At 40.8% G+C, this 23,617-nt stretch carries 15 protein-coding genes; 8 read left to right on the top strand and 7 right to left on the bottom strand.

The genetic code is table 11. The features are described 5' to 3' along the window. Nucleotides 1-69: 69 nt before the first annotated feature. From IPJ16_07165 to IPJ16_07150, 4 genes are read right to left on the bottom strand one after another with little or no spacing between them, the layout of a single operon-like run. A complete protein-coding gene (locus IPJ16_07165) occupies nucleotides 70-1,290 on the bottom strand; it encodes an ABC transporter permease (protein ID MBK7626969.1) in 1,221 nt (406 codons plus the stop codon). Nucleotides 1,291-1,301: 11 nt separating this feature from the next. Further along, a complete protein-coding gene (locus tag IPJ16_07160; protein MBK7626968.1) occupies nucleotides 1,302-2,048 on the bottom strand; it encodes an ABC transporter ATP-binding protein in 747 nt (248 codons plus the stop codon). 45 nt (nucleotides 2,049-2,093) lie between these two features. Further along, on the bottom strand, nucleotides 2,094-3,383 hold the full coding sequence (locus tag IPJ16_07155) for an efflux RND transporter periplasmic adaptor subunit (GenBank protein MBK7626967.1): 1,290 nt from the start codon (nucleotides 3,381-3,383) through the stop codon (nucleotides 2,094-2,096). A 22-nt stretch (nucleotides 3,384-3,405) separates the two neighbouring features. Beyond that, nucleotides 3,406-4,725 carry a TolC family protein gene (locus tag IPJ16_07150; protein MBK7626966.1) on the bottom strand — a complete coding sequence of 440 codons (1,320 nt, stop codon included), beginning with the start codon at nucleotides 4,723-4,725 and terminating at the stop codon, nucleotides 3,406-3,408. A 345-nt stretch (nucleotides 4,726-5,070) separates the two neighbouring features. Between IPJ16_07150 and IPJ16_07145 the strand changes: the two genes are divergently transcribed. From IPJ16_07145 to IPJ16_07115, 7 genes are all read left to right on the top strand, one after another. Next, nucleotides 5,071-5,682 (top strand): TetR/AcrR family transcriptional regulator, encoded by a 612-nt coding sequence (locus IPJ16_07145; protein MBK7626965.1) that lies wholly within the window; start codon nucleotides 5,071-5,073, stop codon nucleotides 5,680-5,682. A 31-nt stretch (nucleotides 5,683-5,713) separates the two neighbouring features. Further along, the gene (locus IPJ16_07140; protein MBK7626964.1) at nucleotides 5,714-7,009 is read left to right on the top strand and encodes a TolC family protein; all 1,296 of its coding nucleotides are present in this window, start codon (nucleotides 5,714-5,716) and stop codon (nucleotides 7,007-7,009) included. A gap of 67 nt (nucleotides 7,010-7,076) precedes the next feature. After that, nucleotides 7,077-7,955, top strand: a complete 879-nt coding sequence (locus IPJ16_07135; protein ID MBK7626963.1) for an HlyD family efflux transporter periplasmic adaptor subunit — start codon at nucleotides 7,077-7,079, stop codon at nucleotides 7,953-7,955. Nucleotides 7,956-7,966: 11 nt separating this feature from the next. After that, complete coding sequence (locus tag IPJ16_07130; GenBank protein MBK7626962.1) at nucleotides 7,967-8,893, top strand: ABC transporter ATP-binding protein; 927 nt, start codon at nucleotides 7,967-7,969, stop codon at nucleotides 8,891-8,893. 84 nt (nucleotides 8,894-8,977) lie between these two features. Next, nucleotides 8,978-9,736, top strand: coding sequence for an ABC transporter ATP-binding protein (locus IPJ16_07125; protein MBK7626961.1), 759 nt, complete (start codon nucleotides 8,978-8,980; stop codon nucleotides 9,734-9,736). 64 nt (nucleotides 9,737-9,800) lie between these two features. Further along, on the top strand, nucleotides 9,801-10,910 hold the full coding sequence (locus IPJ16_07120; protein ID MBK7626960.1) for an ABC transporter permease: 1,110 nt from the start codon (nucleotides 9,801-9,803) through the stop codon (nucleotides 10,908-10,910). A 52-nt stretch (nucleotides 10,911-10,962) separates the two neighbouring features. Further along, complete coding sequence (locus IPJ16_07115; protein ID MBK7626959.1) at nucleotides 10,963-12,081, top strand: ABC transporter permease; 1,119 nt, start codon at nucleotides 10,963-10,965, stop codon at nucleotides 12,079-12,081. On the opposite strand, the gene IPJ16_07110 is transcribed toward IPJ16_07115, so the two are convergent. The 3 genes from IPJ16_07110 to IPJ16_07100 all read right to left on the bottom strand — a co-directional run bounded on the left by IPJ16_07110 (nucleotide 12,078) and on the right by IPJ16_07100 (nucleotide 17,767). Next, nucleotides 12,078-15,347, bottom strand: a complete 3,270-nt coding sequence (locus IPJ16_07110) for a SpoIIE family protein phosphatase (GenBank protein ID MBK7626958.1) — start codon at nucleotides 15,345-15,347, stop codon at nucleotides 12,078-12,080. The two genes, IPJ16_07115 and IPJ16_07110, sit on opposite strands and share 4 nt — an antisense overlap. Before the next feature lie 87 nt (nucleotides 15,348-15,434). After that, nucleotides 15,435-15,845: a GxxExxY protein gene (locus tag IPJ16_07105; GenBank protein ID MBK7626957.1), complete on the bottom strand. Its 411-nt coding sequence runs from the start codon at nucleotides 15,843-15,845 to the stop codon at nucleotides 15,435-15,437. A gap of 89 nt (nucleotides 15,846-15,934) precedes the next feature. Next, nucleotides 15,935-17,767, bottom strand: a complete 1,833-nt coding sequence (locus IPJ16_07100) for a caspase family protein (GenBank protein ID MBK7626956.1) — start codon at nucleotides 17,765-17,767, stop codon at nucleotides 15,935-15,937. A 383-nt stretch (nucleotides 17,768-18,150) separates the two neighbouring features. Here IPJ16_07100 and IPJ16_07095 point away from each other — a divergent pair, with 383 nt between their 5' ends. After that, a complete protein-coding gene (locus IPJ16_07095) occupies nucleotides 18,151-23,616 on the top strand; it encodes a hypothetical protein (GenBank protein ID MBK7626955.1) in 5,466 nt (1,821 codons plus the stop codon). Nucleotide 23,617 lies beyond the last annotated feature (1 nt).

The following is a 23,617-nucleotide window of genomic DNA, read 5'->3' as shown; positions in this document are numbered from 1 at the left end:
TGATGTTAAAAGTAAAACAAATAACAATTACTTCAATAAGAATTCTCCGATTTGCTCATAATGAAGGTGCTATTCATATCTGAGTGCATCAATCGGATTAAGGTTTGCAGCTTTCCTTGCCGGGTACCATCCGAAGAAAACGCCAATGGCGAAACAGACTGTAAAAGCAAGAACAACGGTTTGAACCTTTATTACAGGAGGGATATCCATTAACGAACCGGCTCCTTTGGCAATAAGATAACCAAATACAACTCCAAGAGCACCTCCAAGAATACTCAGAAGAATAGATTCAACCAGAAACTGTTTCAGAATATCATTACCTCTTCCGCCGATTGACATTCTGAGTCCAATCTCACGGGTTCTCTCAGTAACAGATACAAACATTATGTTCATGATTCCTATGCCTCCTACCAGAAGGGAAATTCCGGCTATTGCTCCTAGAAGTATTGTCAGTATATCAGTAATTGATGATACAGTTTCAATCAGCTCCGACTGCGACATCACCCTGAAGTCGTTCTCATCAGTCTCTTTTAGTTTATGCGTTCTGCGGAGGATCTCTTCTACTTCGGAAATAGCCAGGGCACTTTTATCCTCAGAAATTGCCGATGCATAGATTCCGTTTATGTAATCAATAGCAGCCAACCGGCGCTGAACAGTAGTATAAGGTGCCAGAATAAGATCATCCTGGTCCTGTCCCATCCCGCTCTCTCCTTTATCTTTTAGGACACCGATGATCAGGAATGGCAGATTCTTTACCCTTATTGTAAGTCCCACAGGGTCAGCATCTTCTCCAAAAAGATTTTCTACTACTGTCTGACCAAGAATGCATACTTTCGCCATACTTTTTAGTTCAGAAGTATTAAAAATCCTTCCGCTCTGGATCTCAAGCTTTCTGATTGTCAGATATTCCTCACTCACGCCATAAATAGTTGTCTGGGTGTTCTCATTACTATAGATGACCTGTCCGTTTGCTCTCACCTCGGGCGAAACAGCAGCTACGGAGGCTGCTTCGTTACGAATTGCCTCAACGTCACTGTATTTCAATGCCATGGAGCTTGAGGCGCCAAGGCTTACACCGCCTCTTCTCTGCATGTTTGGCATCACCATCACCATATTGGTCCCCATGCTTGACATCTCATTTGTGATATTCACTTTGGATCCCTCGCCTATGGCTAACATGGCAATAACTGAAGCAACACCTATAATAATTCCGAGCATTGTAAGAAAAGCTCTAAGCTTGTTTCTTATCAAAGCTCTAATGGCAATTCTGAATAAATTTGAGTAATTCATGATACTAAATATTATAATTCAATTTCATCTAAGATTTCAACAGGCAGGTTCTTAATCATCTCTGTAGCCGACAGTCTTTCAGACACCATCAATTCACGCTGAATCTTTCCGTCACGGAAGATCACATTTCTGGTTGCAAATTTTGCAATATCCGGTTCATGAGTTACAAAAACAATTGTTCTGCCTTTAACATTCAGATCCTGAAATAATTCCATTATTTCAAAGGAGGTTCTTGTATCGAGGTTACCTGTTGGTTCATCAGCAAGAATAAGAACAGGATTATTTACGAGTGACCGTGCTATTGCAACCCTCTGCTGCTGTCCGCCCGACAACTGGTTAGGCATATGATGCATCCTGTCAGCAAGACCGACTGCTTCAAGAGCATTTATTGCACGCTCTTTTCTTTCTTTTGATCTGACTTTAGAGTTGTAGAACAGCGGCAATTCGACGTTTTCAAGAGCTGTTGTTCGAGAAAGCAGGTTATATGACTGGAAGACAAAACCAAGCTTCATATTCCGGAGTCTTGCGAGTGCATCCCTGTTGAGTGTATTTATCCCGACACCATCGAGCAGATAGTCGCCGGCACTTGGTTTATCAAGACAGCCAAGGATGTTCAGCATTGTTGACTTGCCTGATCCGCTTGCACCCATTATTGCGACAAATTCCCCCTCTTCGATTTTCAGATCCACCCCCCTGAGGGCGTGAACTGTGACTTCTCCCACAATATAATCCTTGCGAAGATTCCTGATTTCTATAATTGTATTTTTCATGGCTCTGATTCTTAAGTTTTCAATTCCTGCTTCCTAGAAAGGAAAAGGTCCCGGAGGGCCATCATTTGTTTTTGCTGCTGTGGCCTTTACTTCCCCTGTATTCATTGAAATAATAACTTCATCACCTTCTTTCAGACCTGAGATTACCTCTACTGAAGAACCATTGTCAATCCCGGTTAGTAATGGTACCGGACGTAAACCTGCTTTTGCATCCTTCACCCATACTATTTTAGAACCTTCAGGGGCTGACAGAGCAGATGGCATTCCGCCTGTTGGCGGCGGACCTGCCGGGATCTCGCCATCGATAATCTCTGATGCAGGATTTCCCTGAGGAGAAGGAGCACCCATTGCAGTATTACGTCCCGGCATGTTTTTTTGCATGTCAGCAAACATCTTCTTCATGTATGCAGCGTCAGGAGTGAAACGCAGTGCTTTACCCGTTAGAGTGAGAGTATTCTCCTTCTCCTCAACATATATAATTGCACTGGCGGTCATACCCGGCATAAGCTTCTTTTCAGGATTAGGAGCGCTGAGTATTACCACGTAAGTAACAACATTATTGGTTGTTACAGGCTGAAGCCTTACCTGTGAGACTGTTCCTTCAAATTTCATATCGGAATAAGCATCAACTGTAAACTCAACCCTTTGTCCCTGCTGTACCTTGCCAATGTCGGCCTCATCAACGCTGGTCTGAACCTCCATCTGTGTAAGATCGTTGACTATTGTAAACAGAGTCGGTGTATTAAAACTTGCAGCTACTGTCTGTCCTTCTTCTACTGCACGATTCAGGACCACCCCGTCAATTGGCGATGTAATAGTGGCATACTCAAGGTTTACCTGTGTTCGTGCAAGCGCAGACTTTGCATTGCTCAGAGCTGCCTTTGAGTTTTCATAATTATATAATGCCTGGTCATAATCTGTCTGGGCAATAAGTTCTTTCTCATAAAGGGCTTTCAGTCTTTTATAAGTAGCCTCCTGGAAATTGAGCTGCGCCTGTGCCTGATCGACCTGCGACTGGCTCTGTTCAAGCTGCGCTTTGAGCGAGGTTTCATCAAGTCTGGCTAGCAGCTGCCCTTTTTTAACGACGTCATTGAAATCAACATAAACATGCTGGAGGATTCCTGAAACCTGGGTTCCTACATTTACTGTTGTGATTGCCTCAATTGTCCCGGTTGCTGTTACCGTATTGGTTATATTGCCGCGTTCAACCTTAACAGTGTTGAACGAAACTTCTGCCTCTTTCCTGCCAAATGGCTTAACAATAAGTAGTACAACTACTGCTGCCACAAGGACTCCGGCGATTATTAAAACTTTCTTTTTCATGATGTTTAATATATTTGATATGTTATAATGATAATGGAATACCTGTATAAAAATCGAGTACCTTATAGCTGAAGATCAGGTTGTACTTCGACTGAAGAAGCTGACTTTCGGATACAATAAGATTGGTTTTTGAAACAAGGTAATCGACCGAATTTATGATTCCCTGTTTGAATTTCTCATCAGACAGTGAGGATGCTTCCTGTGTTGCCTGGAACTTCTCGAGACTTGCTTCATATTCGATCTGGGCTGATGTCACATCGAGACAAGCCTGTTCAATATTTTTTCTGAGCTGGTTTTTTGTGTCAGTCTCTGAAAGTATCGCATCTTCATATCCTATTTTAGCGACTGCGATATTTGTTTTTACCTGTTTCTTCTGATAAATGGGGATAGATAGTGAAAGTCCGACTGACGGATGAATCCCATTATTTATCTGGTCAAAATAAGGGTCAGTTACCTGTGATGTAAAAGCAGAACTTATTCCACCGCTTGCAGAGAGCACAGGAAAGTAACCGGCTCTGGCTATTTTTTCATCAATAGCTGCAATATCTTTATTTATAGCTGCATACTTTATCTGTGGCTTTATAGATAATGATGTTTCATAAACTGATTTTACGTTTGCTGTCCGGTTCTGATTTATGTTTTCACCGAGGTTCGGGTGAGCAATATTAAAATCAGCAGTTACCGGCAGTTCCATTAACTGCATCAGGTTTACCTTGGCTATTGACAGCTGGCTTTCAGCATTTGCCATTGTAAGTTTTTCGCTTGCAAGCTGCGACTTAACCTGTGCATAATCGGCCTGGGAGATAATTTTCAATGTCAGTCTCTCTTTGGCAAGATTCAGCTGCTCATTTGTGGATTCGATCTGTTTTGCAGTATTTTTAACCTGCTCCTCAGCATATAATACCTGGAGAAAAGCATTAAGAATATTGAGGCTGATCGATTCCTTAGTAGTTTCAAGTGAGAGCTTTCCTCCTTCAATATCAAGTTCTGCCTGTTTAATTGAATTGCTGATCCTCGATCCGTTATAGATCGTCACACCTGAATTAACGGAATAGTTTGAACCGTTTGATCCTGTTAATCCCGATGCCCCGGTTGCTGTGCTTTTGCTCCAGTTAAAATTCTGATTTACTGAGGCATTTACAGATGGGAATCTCTGGGCTTTAGCCTGGTCAGCATAATACTGCAGTCTGTCGTTTGAGAGAACGCTTTTCCTTACCTGGATATTCTGTGTCAGAGCGTATTCAATACATTCCTCCAGTTTCCAGGGCTTAACCTCCTGTGCTCTTAAAAGTGCAGGAGCAGTGAGAAGCGTAAAAATTAATATTAAAACTGTCCTTTTCATTGCTATCTGATTTATTTTGAAGTAAAAGTATATTGAGAGGCACCTCAATAAAAATCAAATAGAAGAACGGGGGTATTTTACCGACAGATTGGTTGATTTCAGGGATTGGATTATGCAGGGATGGGTCGCGACACATCCTTACATAACGAATCCATTATGATTCTAAAAACCTAATATTAAATAATTGGTCAGCGAGACCATATCATCCTAAATTTAAACAATTTAACCTTACAGACAAAAATATTCTTACCGGAATATTTGCACATTTCAAAAAACTGTAATACTTTTGACCAATTGGTTAAACCTTATAGTTAATCCAGTCAGTTAAATCAATCGGTTAAGGCCATGACAGAAAACGATAAGCAAACAGAAGAGAAGATATTCGAAGCAGCAACAGATGTATTCGTCGAAAAAGGTATGGATGGTGCCAGGATGCAGGATATTGCCTCACTGGCAGGGATAAATAAAGCGCTGCTTCATTATTATTTCAGGACAAAAGACCAGCTGTTCAACAAGGTGTTTGAAATGATTGCCGGCAAAATGATTGCTAAATTCTCGCCTGTCTTTGATGAAAAACTCACACTTGAAGAAAAAATACGATTCTTTTATAAGGCACATATTCAGTTCCTGCAGGATAATCCGAGGCTGCCCGGGTTTATCCTTAATGAGATAAACAGAAATCCCGCAAGGATAAAGAAACTTCTTAAGAATATTGAATTTAAAAAGTTGTGGACAACTCTATATGCACAACATAAAGATGAATTAGACAAGTACAATATCAATGAGAAAAACTTACCACAGATAATGACGTCAATAGCAGCTATCAGTGTTTTTCCATTCGCAGCCAGAGGTATCCTTGAAGGTATATTCGAAAACATGAATATCGATTTCGAAACATATATGGAAGAGAGAAAGGAATTTGCTGCTGAGTTTGTTATAAGAGCTATCAAAAGATAAAAGACAAAAGGAAAAAGACAAAAGGAAAGACATGAAAAGGATTCTATTACTATTAGTTATCATAAGCACAGGTTTATCTTCTGCTGAGGCACAGAAGATACTGACTCTGAAAGAGTGCTATGAGATGGCTATGGCTGTTAATGCACTTGCCGCAGAGAAATCTGCATATGCCGGGATATCACAGCTTAAAGATGAAAACCTGTCGAAAGGATGGCTGCCTACCCTCGATGCAAACGGAAGCATTCTCTACAACTCATCTGTGGTAGATATGAGTAGCGCTCTCAGCGCCATACCGATACCCGGGATTGCCAGCGCAATTAAACCTCTGCCCCATGAACAGTATAAGATCACTCTTGATATTAACCAGGTAATTTACGATGGGGGTGCCATAAAGAATGCCCGGGAAGTTGAAAAAGCCGATCTTCGCTTAAATGAAAAACAGACTGAAACAGACCTTTATAAACTGCGTTCACAGATTAACAGTTACTATTTCAGCCTCATGCTGCTTGACCGCCAGAAAGAATTGCTGAATAACTACCTTGAATTAATCAAGAAAAGGATTTCCTCAATGCAATCTGCTCTCAGCAACGGAGTAATAATAAAATCGGATATTGACATCCTTTCCTCCGAGAAAATAAAGATAGAACAACAGCAGGTCGAAAACGAGATAAGAAAGAATTCCCTACTGAAGATACTCTCAGGATTAACAGGTACAGTTATTGACGAGTCTGTAATGTTCGTAACTCCGGCTTCTAAAGATGAAACCGGAGATAATCTGTTACGTCCCGAACTTCAGCTTTTTGATCTGAGGAAGGATCAGCTGGATGCAGGAATCAGACTGATTGAAAGTAAACGTATGCCTAAAGCATTTGGCTTTGCCACACTTGGATATGGAAATCCTCCGGGCTCAAATTTTTTCAAGGATGAATTTGCACCATATTATATACTGGGAGCCGGTATCAAATGGAACATATTCGACTGGAATAAATCTAAAAACGAGAAACAGATCATTTCCTTTCAGAAAGGAATCATTGAGAGCCGGAAAAAAGATTTGTCGGATAATCTCAACAGGCTTCTAGAAGCTAAAAATGCCGAAATACTCAGTCTTATAAAGATGCTTGAGTCAGATAATGAACTCATTACACTCCGGAAAAGGATAACAGCCTCGGCAGAATCGCAATATGAAAACGGAACAATCACCGCCACAGAGTACCTAAATGAACTTAACTCTGAAAGGCAGGCACTTATCAACTTTGAAATTCATAAAATCAATCTTGCACTGGCGAAAGTGGAGTATTTAAACATTAGCGGGAAAGAAATTGAATAACCCCCCATCTCCTCCGAGGGGGGCTAATTATACTTGGAGTAAATAATAATAAAACACCAATAACAATATGAAAACCAGGCTTTTAATATTTATTGCAGCAGTTATGATCTCAGGCTGTAAAAGTGAGACAGATCAGGCAGATGCTTACGGAAACTTTGAAGCTACTGAGGTTATAGTATCAGCAGAAACCAGCGGACGGATTTTAAAATTTGATGCTACGGAAGGTATGGAAATACAAAAAGGGCAAGAGATTGTTATAACAGACACAACCCTGCTCATTCTTCAGAGAGCTGAGATCAACGCCGGTATGAAAAGTGTGAGTACCCGCATAGGCTCTGTAAATGCACAGAATGATATTCTAAACCAGCAGATTGCCAACATTAACATAAATATTGCCAGAATTGAGAACATGCTCAGGGATGATGCTGCATCGAAGAAGCAGTATGACGATCTTTCAGGCCAGGTGGCAGTACTTCAGAAACAGATAGCTGCCAACAACACCCAGAAAGCATCTATTGCTGCTGAACTGGAGGTTCTCTCAACGAAAAAAGCAACCCTCAATGAGCAGCTTACAAGATGCAGTATCAGAAGTCCACTGGATGGTACAATAATTGAAAAATACTCCGAAGCCGGCGAAATTACCGCAGCAGGAAAACCACTTTTCAAAATGGCCGACCTCTCACTTATGCGATTAAAAGTTTATGTAAGCGGGGCTCAACTGGGAGGCATTAAGACAGGGCAGCAATGTACTGTCAGAATTGATGATGGCAAAGAGGGTTATGTTTCTTTCAGCGGCACAATAAGCTATATTTCAGGGAAAGCAGAATTTACTCCAAAGATCATTCAGACGAAGGAAGAGAGGGTTACTCTTGTGTATGCCGTTTTGATAGACGTTAAAAACGACGGTACAATGAAATCGGGGATGCCGGGCGAAGCAATATTCTGATCGATACCAGGATGCAAAAGATCATAGAATCATCGGGGGTTAGTAAAAAGTTCGGAGAGACTCAGGCTCTGAAAAGCATCTCGTTTTCTGTAATTGAGGGGGATATATTCGGGTTTATTGGTCCTGACGGAGCAGGCAAAACAACTCTTTTCAGAATTATAACAACACTTCTGGTTCAGGATGAAGGGGAATTGAAAGTTCTTGGTCTGGATGCCATAAAAGATTATAAAGAACTCCGTAAAAACATAGGTTATATGCCCGGGAGGTTCAGTCTGTATCAGGACCTTTCAGTAGAGGAGAATCTTAATTTCTATGCCACTGTTTTCGGTACCACGGTAAAAGAGAACTATGAACTTATTGCTGATATCTATTCGCATATTGAACCATTTAAAAACCGGCTTGCAGGAAAACTTTCAGGCGGAATGAAGCAGAAACTTGCACTTTCATGTGCACTGATTCACAAACCCCGGCTTCTGGTGCTTGATGAACCCACCACAGGAGTTGATGCAGTATCCCGTTCTGAATTCTGGACAATGCTCAGCAAACTCAGAGCACATAATATTACGATACTGGTATCAACACCATATATGGATGAAGCTATGCGATGTGATAATATTGCCCTCATCCAGAATGGCAATATCCTTTCAATTGACACTCCCATGAAGGTTAAGGAAGGGTTCTCCAGAAAGCTTTTCAGTGTCAGGGCAAATGAAAAGTACAAACTTATAACTACACTCAGGAAGTATCCTCAGACACTTTCAGCTTATCCCTTTGGAGATTCGGTTCATGTTACTTTCACTGATGATCAGATAGATGAATCGCTTTATCTGTTTTTAAATGAGGCCGGACTGAAAGAGGTTACAGTTGAGGAATCAATGGCGGGCATTGAGGACAGGTTTCTGGAACTGATGGAGAAAGGCGGGAGAGGTAAGGTGTGAGGGACTCCGTGGACATCTGTGATCTCCGTATCTCCGTGGTAAAAAGTAGTTGATATAAAGAGTTATTTCTAGGATTACATGAAGATGAATAATACAGTAATATCTGTTAAAAACCTGGTAAAGAAGTTCGGGAACTTTACTGCAAATGATAACCTCAATTTTGAGGTTTACAGGGGTGAAATATTCGGATTTCTTGGTGCAAACGGGGCCGGAAAAACAACAGCTATAAGAATCCTGTCAGGCTTGTCAGAGCCAACTTCAGGAGAGGTGATTGTTGCCGGTTTCAATGCCAAGCGTCAGGCAGAAAAGATTAAAAAGAATATCGGATATATGTGTCAGAAGTTTTCTCTTTATGAAGATCTGACAGTAAAAGAGAACATTACACTTTATGGCGGAATCTACGGAATGCCCAGGGAACTGATCAGAAGGAGAACAAATGAACTGCTTGAAAAACTTAAGTTCCACGAATACGAAAACAGGATCATTGCCGATCTCCCGTTGGGACTGAAGCAGAAACTGGCATTTTCGGTAGCTGTTTTACATGAACCAAAAATCGTGTTTCTCGATGAGCCAACCGGCGGAGTGGATCCTATTACACGCCGGCAGTTCTGGGAGATGATTTATGAAACAGCTGAGATGGGTATAACAGTATTTGTGACAACACATTATATGGATGAAGCAGAATATTGCGACAGGATTTCAATTATGAGTGAAGGGAAAATAGTAGCGCTCGATACTCCTGCAAACCTTAAGAAGCAGTATAATGCGGGATCGGTTGAGGATGTATTTATAAAAATAGCTAGGCCAACTGTTAGCCCCCCATCCCCCCTGAAGGGGGGCTAACAACAGAACAAGATTAAGCCCCCTTTAGGGGGTTTGGGGGCAAGAAAGCAGTAAATACTATTATATGAAACGATTCATTGGGTTTGTAAAGAAAGAGTTCCTGCATATTTTCAGGGATTACAGGACACTCTTTATACTGTTTGGGATCCCTGCTGCCCAGATCCTCATCTTCGGATACGCTGTGAGCATGGATATCAGAAATGCAGGTATTGCCATCCTCGACCTCTCACATGATGAAATAACACAAAAACTGACTGATAAGTTAATCTCCTCCGATTTCTTCCGAGAAACAGAAAACCTTCTCAATTACAATGACATAGACAAGGTCTTCAAAAAGGGAGAGACAAAAGCTGTGATTATTTTTGAGGAAGGATTCGGCAAGCGGCTAACCAGTGAGGGGAGAGCCTCTCTCAGCATTATTGCAGACGGTTCAGAACCCAATGCTGCCACCCTGGTAACCAACTACACAATGGCTATTGTTAATAATTTCACAGCTGAAATGGCCGGACCGGGAGCAGCTCCTTCAATAACAATCCTACCCGAAGTTAAAATGTTCTATAATCCGGAACTAAAAAGTCATTTCATGTTTGTTCCGGGAGTTATAACGCTGATCCTGATACTCATATGCGCTCTTATGACCTCGGTGACAATAACCCGGGAGAAGGAGTTCGGGACTATGGAGGTTCTGCTGGTATCTCCTCTCCGTCCCATCCAGATAATTCTGGGAAAAGTAATGCCCTACTTCATCTTATCAATTGTTAATGTTATCCTTATACTGATATTATCGTGGCTTGTATTCGGACTTCCGGTAAAAGGCAGTATCGTTCTGCTTCTAGCTGAGAGCATGCTATACATTATGATGAGCCTCACCCTTGGGATCCTTATCTCAACTGTATCATCAAATATGCAACAGGCAATATTCATATCACTGATAGGATTGATGCTTCCAACGATACTTCTGTCAGGCTTTATATTTCCTATTGAAAACATGCCGGTTATTTATGATTATGTAAGTGCAGTACTTCCTCCGAGATACTTTATAACTATAATAAAAAATATAATGATTAAGGGTACCGGATTGGCATTTGTCTGGAAGGAGACTCTTATTCTGACAGTTATGACATTAGTATTTATTGGATTGAGTGTGAGGAAGTTTAAGATCAGATTGGAGTAAAAAAGACGAACGACACAAGACGCACGACGCATGGAAGAAAGAAAGTAAATATATGAGAACGATACTATACCTGATAAGAAAGGAATTCATTCAGATCTTCCGGAATAAATTTATTTCGAAAGCGATTTTTGCAGTTCCGATAGTACAGATGCTTATTCTGGTGCCTGCAATTACTTTTGAGATCAAGAATATTAATCTTGCGATTATTGATCAGGACATGACACTAGAATCGAGGGGACTGATCAGCAAACTTGAAGGTTCTACTTTCTTTAATATCACTTATTCAACATTTTCTGAGGAAAAGGCTAATGACCTACTTCATCGCAATAAATGCAACCTTATTCTTAGTATCCCTTCAGGTTTCGGGGAAGATATAATAAACGGAAAGCCGGCCCGTATACTTGCCTCAATTGACGCAATCAATGCCTCAACCGCCCAGCTCTCATGGGCTTATCTAAATGGTGTGATACGCGATTATAACATTGATCTCTTAAATGAGAACATAAGCATCTCAAAGATAGTTCCTCAGCCACGAATTGAGATCACAAACAGGTACTGGTATAATGAATCTCTGAATTACAAGTACTATATGCTTCCGGGCATCCTTGTGATACTTGTGACCGCTATTGGTTTTCTGCTCGCAGGATTGAACATGGTAAGGGAAAAAGAGATTGGCACAATTGAACAGATCAACGTAACACCTGTCAGAAAATATCATTTCATCATTGCCAAAATGGTTCCGTTTCTACTGATCGGACTCATAGACCTGGCATTAGGTCTGCTAATCGGGAAGCTTGCATTTAACATTCCTTTCGAGGGTAGTATTGCCCTTATGTTTATGGGAGCAACAATATTTCTTATAGCTGTTCTGGGTCTTGCACTGTTCATATCAACTTTCTCGGGAACCCAGCAGCAATATATGTTTGTAGCCTTTTTCTGTATGATCGTTTTTATCCTTATGAGCGGGATCTTCACCCCTTACGAAAGCATGCCGCAGTGGGCCCAGGACTTCAATCTTATAAATCCTGTTACCTATCTTATTCGTATCAACAGGATGGTAATGCTGAAGGGATCAACCATTTATGATATCAGTACAGAACTTTACTCACTTGCTGTAATTGCAATCCTTTTTACAGCACTGGCAGTAAGACGCTACAGGAAAACGGCTTAGATCCTTACACCTATTAAAATTACGTCATCTATCTGTGCGCCGGGGGCGTTTTCAGAGGGATGGTTAATCCACTCATCAAGTGTTTTTACAAAGACCTCTTTCTGTTTTATCAGGGGAAGCTCCTGGTTGCTGAGCAGCATCTCATTAAACCTCTTTTTCATGAATTTTCTCCCATCAGGGCCTCCAAACTGGTCTAGAAATCCATCTGAATGGAGATATATTGTATCACCTTTCCTTAGTTCCAGTTCATGATTTGTGAAATCATCCATACGCATATAGAATGCCACTGGCATCTTATCGGCCTTTGTCTCATTAACAACATATTCTCCGTTCTCCTTTCTTATAAGTAATAGCGGATTATTAGCTCCGGCAAATTGAAGAGTCATCTTTTTAATGTCGATAGAACACAGGGCAATATCCATTCCATCCTTGTTTGTCTCAAAGGTTCCTTCCTGTTTAAGGGAAACAACAATCTCTTCCCTCAGGGAATTAAGAATCTGTGATGGCTTTACAATACCTTCCTCGTTAACGATCTTGTTAAGGAAGCTGACTCCAAGCATGCTCATAAATGCACCGGGAACACCATGCCCTGTACAATCTGCGGCTGTAAAAACTACATGCCCGTTCTTTTCCGACATCCAGTAGAAATCGCCGCTCACTATATCTTTAGGACGGAAAAGAATGAAGTAATCGGAAAAGTTATTTTTAAGTATGTTTTCCACAGGAAGAACAGCTCTCTGTATCCTCTCCGCATAATGAATACTGTCGGTTATCTCTTTCTTCTGATATGTTACAACATCTCTCTGTTTGGCTATCTCATCTTTCTGCTCTACAACCTCCCTTGTCCTTTCCTCAACAATTTTTTCAAGTTTTATCTTTTCATTTATCAGTTTCCTTTCCCTCATCCTCATAATAACAATTAACAGGATGATAAACAGAACAGCTGAAGGAATCAGGAACCATGGGGTCTGCCAGAAAGGGGGTTTAATATTGAATCTGTATTCTGCAGTGTTTCCGACAATCCCGAATTTATTTCTTGCTTTAACTTTAAAAACATAGGACCCGGGGTTCAATCCTGAAAACAGCATATCCCTGTTCCTGCTAAATGGGGACCATTCTTTACTCTGACCCTCAAGGAAATATGAAAACTCTAGCTCGTCAGGATTATCATATGACAAACCTGTGAACAAGAATGTAAGATGATTATCATTATGCGAGAGTACAAGGTTTTCAGGAAGGTTGGAGAACCTTCGGGTTTTAAAGTCTCTTGAAGCCCAGTCGACATCTTCGAAGAACAGTTTGATGCCGGTAATGACGGCTTCAGGAGTTTGTGAATAATTAAGGTCAAATGACGGATCATACCTCACCAGTCCTTTCTTTGTTCCAAACCAGACCAATCCTTCATTATCCATTGATAGCGAGTTGGAAATATTCTCTCCGCCAAGAAAGCCATCCTTCAGAGTATTGTGAATTACTCTTCTGATTTTCTGATCCTTATCAAAAACAATCAAATCAAATCCCTTATCGTTACCTGCCACCAGCAGAGTATCATTAAGAAATTGAAGTGAATTGATTGTATTCGAAGAGAGTACTCCTTTTGATGCGAAAACTGAGATCGGCATAGAATCCTTCGCTAAATCAAATTTATACACCCCTCCTCCAAGAGTACCTATCAGAATGTTTCCATCGGGACTTTGAGCAAGGGAACTGATCTTTATTTCTGTAAGACCCTCCTGATCATTATAATCGGTATAGGTTTTTCCTTCCAGCCGAACCAGGCCACCCAGAGTACCTAACCATATTCGTTTTTTATTATCCTCAATTATTGTTTGAATTTCATCATTTATAAGACCGTCCGCATTGTCCATGAAAAAAAGACTGTCGCCAAATATTCTTCCATATCCACCGGCTGTTCCTACCCAGACGTCTTCATTACTGCCCAGAACGAGAGAGCTTATATCCTTATTCCCCAAACTTGCATTTCCGCTGAAAACTCCAAGGACACTGCCACTCAGAATATTAATGCCATTTTTGGTGCCAATCAAAATATTATCATTATCATATTTCTCAATAGTATTGGCTCCCTGATAGTTTAAACCATTTGCAGAGGTATAAAAATTAAGTCTTCTTATTTTTTCTCCATCTTTAACAAATTTCATTAATCCTTCTTCAGTTGCCAGATAGAAATAATTACCTGAAGAGAATAAAACATCAAGCACCTGACTCCCTTTTATTCCATTGGTTTCGTTATAACTTATAAATTTCTCCTTCCCGTACATCATTACACCCTGACCGAATGAAGAAAACCATGCATTTCCCTCCCTGTCTTTAATAATATTCATTATCTGGTTTGACTGAAGGCCACTCTCTTTGTTAAACTGTCCTGCTATTGCCTCATTAAAATGTCTCACCACTCCATTCTTATCGGTAGCTAACCATAACTCCCCGTTTTTCATGACTGACAAGTCCCAGATAATCATATCGGGAATAATGGCATTTATTGCAGATGGATTAAGGACAAGTTTGTCTTTGTCCCCTGAAACAACAGTACTGAAAAGTCCGTTCCCGTAACTTCCAAACCAGATTTTACCATTGCCGGAGGCTTCTAATGACAGAATGGTAGTTGCATCGTCAGAGTTTATTTCAGGTTTATAGATGTTTTTTATTTTTTGAGATGTGGAATCCTCAAATTCAAGAATATTCACACCGCCGATCATTCCCAGCCAGATATTCTTCTCAGAGTCCTCATAAATATCAAATATGAAATCACTTATGAGCCCATCTTCTGTTGTAAAACTGAATACCGATAATGAATCACCCCGGCTGATCCCTGATAATCCGGCATCGTTTGTTGCAGCCCAGATAATACCATTGCTGCCTTCAATCAATTTTAATACTGAGCTTCCGTTGAATCCTTCCGGCTTGCCGATTACATTAAAGTGATACCCGTCATAAACTGTTATTCCTGCATCGGTCCCGATCCAGATATCACCCTTGCTATCCTCGATAAGGCTTCTCACAACATTACCGGATAATCCGTCAGCCTTGCTGTAAGTTTCAAAGCTTTGTCCGTCGAAACGCGTAACACCTGCTCCGTCGGTTCCCATCCATATGAATCCCCGCGAGTCCTGAAGCATACAGTAAACCGAAGATTGCGGCAGACCCTGTTCAACAGAATAGTTCCTGAAAAAATATTGCTGGGAAAATAATTCTGTCTTTATCAGCAGGAAAAGGAGAACCAGGGGAAGTAATCTTTTTAGCATCATAACCTTAAATAATTAAAAAGTCAAAGATGATTATCAAATAAAGAGTTTAAACCACGGAGACACGAAGAACACAGAGAGACACAGAGACTAATTTTTGGGTAATTTTGCAAATTCTTCAGTGACAAGTGATACCAATTGCTCCTTAATATTTTCGCTATTAAAATTAATCAATAATCCTTTGGGTTTACCCGAAAGTTTCAAATATGACAATAGTTGAGCTTTATAAAGAGGAATCATAACCTCAACAGCTTTCTCTTCAACTATAATTAAATCATTAACAAGCAAATCAAGCTTTAGATTACCCCCTAAATCCCTCCCTTTGTATTGAACAGGAACGTATAATTGCGACTTGACATCTAATCCCGAATTCCTCATTTCATCAATGAAGCATGCCTCATAAACCGACTCAAGTAACCCGGGACCAAGATGTTTATGGACTTCAATCGCGCATCCAATAATCTTATATGAAATTTCATTGATATAAGCCTGCGTAATCATTTAATCTTCCAAAATTTTCTCCGTGCTTCTCCGTGTAATCCGTGTCTCCGTGGTTGCTTTTTTCTCCTCAATATCTTCGTGGTTTTTTTCTACTTCATAATAAAAATAAACTGTCCGCCTTCATCACCTGCATTACGAATGGGGCTATAGGCCGGAGTCTGGTAGGAATTGTTTACCACAGGTATTTTAATGAAATCGAACACCTGACCGGCGTCAAAATATTTTTCAGTATTGTTTTTAAGAGCCTGAAGGAAGTAATATGCAAATATTGAGTGGTTTTCCTTTCCTTTATCCATAACCGGTTCAACACCGCCTGATGTTATTGCTTTTCTGCTGCTAAGAGAATACATTTTTGAGTAGTACTTTGTTGAATTCTCGTATGGGATTGTCATTGTTTTTCCCCTGAAGATATCGCCGCTGAAACAGGCGTCAGTTACCAGAAGAGTATGTTTTGATTTTATACCGGTAAGGAAAGCCCTGATATCCTCGTTTGAGATATATTTAGAAATAGACTTGGCAGCAGCATCAACCGGAACCCAGAAACCCTTATCCATGTTCTCAATATATTCACCATGGCCTGAATAGTATATCAGCACATTATCATTGGCTTTTACGCTACTAAGGAGGTATTCAAACTCTTTGAGGATATTATCACGTGTGGCATCCTTGTCATATAATGTCTTCATATAATGGAAGGTATACTTTGATGACAGTAGTTCAGCAACACCCTTTGCATCATTCACAGCATTTTTCAGCATTGGCCATTCACCACTGTACTGATCAATACCAATAACAAGTCCATAGTACTCCCCTACCTCGACAGATTTCATAGCCTGAGCCACATTTAATCCTTTGAGAGGATCATTTCCTCCACGGAACTCACTGTAATTCTGGGCCATTGTTTTATCAACGCTTTCCTTTACAGGTTTATCAAGTCCGACTGTAAGGTCAATGTCGTTTACATTTGTGATATCGGCGCCGGCAATTTCAAACTTCACCGGTATTATAGAATCGGTATAGTTCTTTGTAGCGAAAAACTGAAGAGAAAGTAACTGTTCTTCACCTTTCTTAAGAGCGGTTACATTCTTAAAATCCACAACTTCGATATTAGCAGGCAGTTTGTAATTAATTGTCAGATCGGAAGCATCCTTATCTCCCACATTCGAAACATTCAAAGTAAGTGTGACAGGCTTACCTACTGATACTTTATTGTTATTGGAATCGAACTTATAATCCATAATCAGGACCTTGGATTTACCCTCTGCTGCTTTATCGAGATAAGCGATTTCTATATTATCGACCCTGATAGTTGAGTTCTCTGCTACCTGAAAACCAAGAAGGTTTCCGAAGAATGGTTCAAAAGGCATTGAATGGACAAGTTTTTCATTAAGAAAGAAGTAGTAGGTATCAGCTACCTTCCTGACAGTAAGCTTATTAAAGGCATATCTGTTTACCTTGTCTGATAATGTAAAAGGTACATAATCCTTGAAATCGCCGGTATACTTATCAATTGTAAAGTGGCCGCTGCCGGTTAAAAGAAAGTCGAACTGCTTCAGGGGATTAATAGCTTTTCCCCACTGCAGACCATAACCCTTATCCATCTTCCCTTCAACAAATCTTATTGAAGTTTCGATCTCGAAGTTACGTTTCTGATCAATTATAACAGGAAGAAGATCCTCCTTGGCCTTATCTGTCAGCGACTGAAAAACAAGATGTCCGTCCTCAATACTTTCAGACCAGCTGTTTTCTTCAATTCCAAGAAGCCAGTAATTATTGAACTTGGAGAAATCATCATTAAGCACTATTTGAGATTTCAGTCCCTTACTGAAAGTATAATCTGAAGGGGATACTTTATCCTGAGCCATAGCAATCAGTGCGGCGAAGGATACAACAGTTACAAAAAATAATCTCTTTACAAACATGGCTATATAAATTAATGATAATCAACACATATTATTTCAAAAAGACATAGACATCAATCAGTCATTTGAATCAGATTCAATATCTCAAAAACAGTGCCTTTATTCAAACCTAAAGGTATTAAATATACAAATATGAACAAAACTGAACAGTTTTTGTTAAAAAACAGAGCAGAAAATTGAACTTGGTACAAACCGCGGAAATATTCGAAATTCATTCATCACAACATTCTGGCGGTTAGTCAAATATGTTAGAATTTACTTGTTTCGAAAAGTAAAACATAATATCTTTTCAGATTATTTTTTAATATTACTAACCCTGATTTGAATAAGCCCTCAATAACCTGTTAATATGTGTTTTACAAGACTCTAAACTGACGTAGAAAATGAAAACAAAAGCGCTAAGGTTTATTTCTCTGGCTCTGATTTGCGCCTTTATTATTACAACGTGCAAGAAGGATGAAAAGGTAACAGATCTGGAAATTACTGATGTAACAGTTGTTGACAATACAGTAAAAGTCAGCGGAAAGATCATTTCCCTCAGCGGAAATAAAAACAGTGATTACGGAGTAGCTTATTCCATAAAAAACAATAGTCCGGTAATTACCGATACTGTTGTAAGGCTGGGAACACCAACGGTCGGGACTTTTTCAGCTGATATTAAGGATCTTAAGAGGAATAAAACTTACTTTTTCCGTGGTTTCATTAAAGAAGGTGATACCTATTTATATGACAATGTAAGATCTGCACTTATAACTGCCATTCCGCCGGTAGCGACTTCTAAAGCAGCTGCCTCAGTGGCAGAGACTACTGTTACCCTGAACGGAAGTGTAAATCCAAACGGTACCTCAACTTCTGTATCATTTGAATATGGAACAAGTACAGCATATGGAAGCACTGTGGCTGCCTCGACAAACATATTAACAGGAAATTCGCTCACAGACGTTAGTGCATCACTTACCGGACTAACACCTAACACTGAATATCATTTCAGAGTAAAAGCCACCAATGCAGCAGGAACCGTAACTGGCGAAGATCTTACTTTTACAACCCTGGCAAGTGTGGTTGCACCTACAGCAACATCTTCTGCTGCCACTTTAATTACAAATACAACTGCAACTATAAACGGATCTGTTAATGCTAACTTAAGCAGTACAACAGTAACATTTGAATACGGGACAACTTCATTTTACGGCTCAACGGCAAACGCTACTCCTGCTACAGTTACCGGAATTACACCATCAAACGTAAGCGCTGCGCTTACCGGGCTGATCCCCGGTCAGATGTACCATTTCAGAGTAAAGGCTGTAAGTGCCGGAGGCACAACCTACGGTGAAGACCTTACCTTTACTACGACTCAGCCACCCTCAGTAACAACGCAGGATGCAACAAACCTTACTCAGACAACAGCAACTCTTAACGGGCAGGTTAATGCCAACGGACTGGCTACAACAATTACTTTTGAATATGGCACAACGACCTCCTACGGAACTATTGCCAACGGAGTTCCGGATAATGCAACAGGGACAACAAATACAACAACAAAAGCTGATCTTACCGGATTAACTCAAAATACTACTTACCATTTTCGTATAAAAGCAGTTAGTTCTGCAGGAACTGTGTCCGGAGATGATCGTACATTTAGCACAAACGTTACTACACCATCAATTACAACTACTCCTGCATCCTCAGTCACTTCAGCTGCAGCAACCACAGGTGGTGAGATTACCAGTGTGGGAAGCTCGCCTGTTACAGCAAGGGGGGTATGCTGGAGTACCTCTGCAAACCCAACAACCTCTGATAATTCAACTTCTGATGGAACCGGACCAGGTATTTTTACGAGTACAATTACCGGACTTTCAGCTAACACAGTTTATTATATACGTGCTTATGCTATAAATTCTGTGGGTACTGCCTATGGAAATGAATATTCTTTTACTACCTCACCTCCTCCACCGGTAGTTCCAACGCTGACTACTCTTGCAGGATCATCAGTAATATCAACATCTGCTACATCAGGAGGCAATATTACAAGTGATGGAGGAGCATCTGTTACAGAACACGGAGTTTGCTGGAGCACAACTGAAAATCCGACTATTGCAAATGCCAAAACTTCCAATGGCTCGGGAATTGGATTTTACACAAGCCAGCTTACAGGACTAATTCCCAGTACACAATACTATATAAGGGCTTATGCAACAAACTCAGCCGGGACCGGTTATGGAAATCAGGTATCGATTACAACATCTGCTACTGATCCAGTTAAACCAACGCTTACAACTACGTCAGTATCAGCTATTACCCAAACTACGGCAACGTCAGGGGGAAATATAACAAGTGATGGTGGAGGAGAAGTCCTGGCAAGAGGAATATGCTACGGGACATCTCTGAATCCGACTCTTGACGATTCAAAAACAATTAATGGAACAGGTACCGGAATATTCATCAGTCCATTCACAGGTCTTACACCTAACACTCTTTATCATGTGAGGGCATATGCAACCAATATTGCAGGGACATCTTACGGAAACGATGTGACATTCACATCCGCAGCTCCTGATCCTGTCTTAGCCACTGTAACAACAGAATTAATTTCAACAATAACTTCTACCAGTGCTTCAGGAGGGGGAAACGTGTCAGATGATGGTGGAGGTACAGTTACGGCTAAAGGAATTTGCTGGAGTACTACAGAAAGTCCGACAACAGCTGATGCAAAGTCAACAGATGGCTCAGGGACAGGGAGTTTTGTCAGTTCATTGACAAGTCTTAGTTCAAGTACCATTTATTACGTCAGAGCTTATGCAACAAATTCTGCAGGAACTGCTTATGGAGAACAGGTGTCATTTGCAACTCTGGAACCTGAAGGAGTATTGCCAACATTGACAACTACTACAGCTTCTGGCATAACTTCGTCTACTGCCTCAACCGGAGGGAATATAATTAATGACGGAGGGGTTGCAGTTACAGCACGTGGAGTATGTTACAGTACCTCTTCAAGTCCGACAGTTGCCAACTCAATTACAAATGACGGACCAGGTACAGGAGCATTCTCAAGTTCATTATCAGGATTAAATGCCAATACAACATATTATGTAAGGGCATATGCGACAAATGCTGCAGGTACTGCTTACGGGAACCAGATAACATTTACAACTGCCCTTCCTGACCCGGTACTTCCAACCGTTACTACTGCCTCCATTAATACAATTACACATGTATCTGCATCAGGAGGAGGAAATGTGACAGCTGACGGATACACTTCTGTAACTGAAAGGGGCATATGCTGGAGCACAGTATCAAATCCAACTACTGCCGATTCAAAAACTTCTGACGGAACAGGAACAGGTGCTTTCTCAAGCTCCATTACAGGAATTACTGCCAGTACCTTATACTATGTAAGAGCTTATGCCGTAAACTCTGTAGGAACAGCTTATGGCAATGAAGTTCAATTCACATCAGATGCAATTCCTTATGTTTTACCAACATTAACAACTACTACTGCAACTTCAATTACTTTCTCATCAGCTTCCACCGGAGGAAATATTACTGATGACGGTGGTGCAACAGTAACAGTAAAAGGTGTTTGTTATAGTACCAGTCCGAATCCTACATTGGCAGATAACTTCACATCTGACGGTAATGGAATCGGAGTATTCATAAGCAATCTAACAGGTTTAAGTGCAAGTACTTTATATTATGTAAGAGCATATGCAACAAATGCCGCCGGCACTGCATACGGGAACCAGATATCACTTACCACCCTTGTGCAGGTAGGCTTCCCGTTAGTATCAACAACCGCAATTACAGCAATAGGTACAACAACTGCAACTTCAGGTGGATACAATCTGGATGCCGCAGGCGGATCGATAACAGCTCGGGGAGTGTGCTGGAGTACAACTGTAAATCCGACTACCGCCAATTCAAAAACCGACGATGGCACAGGAACAGTTTCTTTCTCAAGCAGCTTAACCGGACTAATACCCTGCACGACTTATCATGTCAGGGCATATGCCACTAATGCAACCGGTACTTCATATGGCGCTGATATGCCTTTCACTACAGGAACCGTAGTGCCTTCAGCTTCAACAACTACTATAACTTCAATTACTTCAACAACTGCATCTTCGGGAGGAAATATAACCGGTGACTGCAGTTCCGGAGTTACTGCCCGCGGAATATGCTGGAGTACAAGTACTAATCCGACTACTGCAAACTCAAAAACAACAAATGGAACTGGCGGAGGAGCATACACCAGCAGCATGACAGGATTAATCCCCTGTACACTCTATTATGTTCGTTCCTATGCCACCAATTCGGCAGGAACAGTATATGGCAATCAACTCACATTCACTACAGCTACAGTTTTGCCTACAATAACCACTACGGTTATATCTGCAATAACTACAACATCTGCTTCATCAGGAGGTAATATTACCGGCAATTGTATAACCGGTGTAACTGCCAGGGGTGTTTGCTGGAGTACATCCACTAATCCGACTGTTGCGCTGGCGACAAAAACTACCAACGGTACAGGCGGAGGTTCTTTTGCAAGCAGCATAACAGGATTAACTCCCTGTACAGTTTATTATGTAAGGGCTTATGCGACTAACTCAGCCGGAACTGTGTATGGAAATGAAATTTCATTTACGGCCGCAACTGCTCTGCCTACAGTAACAACCACTGCCATCTCTTCAATTACATCCTCAACTGCATCATCAGGGGGAAATGTTTCAGGCAACTGTCTTACAGGAGTGACTGCACGCGGAGTTTGCTGGAGCACATCAACAAATCCGACCGTGGCACTGGCCACCAAGACGACCAATGGAACCGGCGGCGGATCGTTTACTAGTAGTATTACAGGGTTAACAAGAGCAACAACATATTATGTGAGAGCTTATGCAACCAATGCAGCCGGCACAGCTTACGGATCTGAGGTATCATTTACTACATTAGCGAATCTCCCAACAGTTACAACTTCTTCAATATCAATAATAAGTGCCGGAAACACAACTGCAGGAGGAAATATTACTTCAGATGGCGGTGCAGCAATCTCAGCAAAAGGTGTCTGCTGGAGCACGTCAATTAACCCAACTATTTCTAATTCACTTACCTCAGACGGAACAGGGACTGGTGTATTCACAAGTTATATTACAGGGTTATCCCCCGGAACTACATATTATGTGAGGGCATACGCAACCAACACTATTGGAACTGCTTATGGTTCAAATGTGACTATAACAGCTCCTGCAAATCTTACCGATGTTGATGGCAATGTTTACAGTACAGTTTCAATCTATGGACAAACATGGATGCAGTCCAACCTAAAAGTAACCAGGTATGAAGATGGGACTAACCTTACACAGTATACTGATACAATGTCTTATGGATGGTCCTATTATCACTCGTATAATGAAAGTGCGACTAATCTGAATAACTATGGATATCTTTATAATGGGTATGTGGTTGCAGCCGCAAAAGACCTTTGTCCTCTTGGCTGGCACTTACCTACAATAACCGACTGGACTACTCTTGCAAACAATTTAGGAGGGTACTCTGCAGCAGGTGGAAAAATGAAAGATGTCACAAGAACTCTGGTCAGCATTAGTCCGTTGATATTTTCATATACTTACTGGACATCAATGACAGGTGATAACAGCAGCAGGTTTTATGGACGTGGTGGCGGATATTATTTTACAACTTATGCTGATATTAAAAATGCAACAATATGGTGGGTAAGTACAAGCAAACGATACGTAAGGCTGGATTACAATAGCACTACTTTGTCAGGTATCTCTGGTGCCCTTTATGGAAATAACGATAACTCATTCTACATCAGGTGTAAAAAAGATTAAG

The organism is Bacteroidales bacterium (assembly GCA_016709865.1).
GTDB lineage: Bacteria > Bacteroidota > Bacteroidia > Bacteroidales > VadinHA17 > LD21.
The sequence above is the reverse complement of the archived record's forward strand: the minus strand, read 5'-3'. Positions and strand labels throughout refer to the sequence as shown.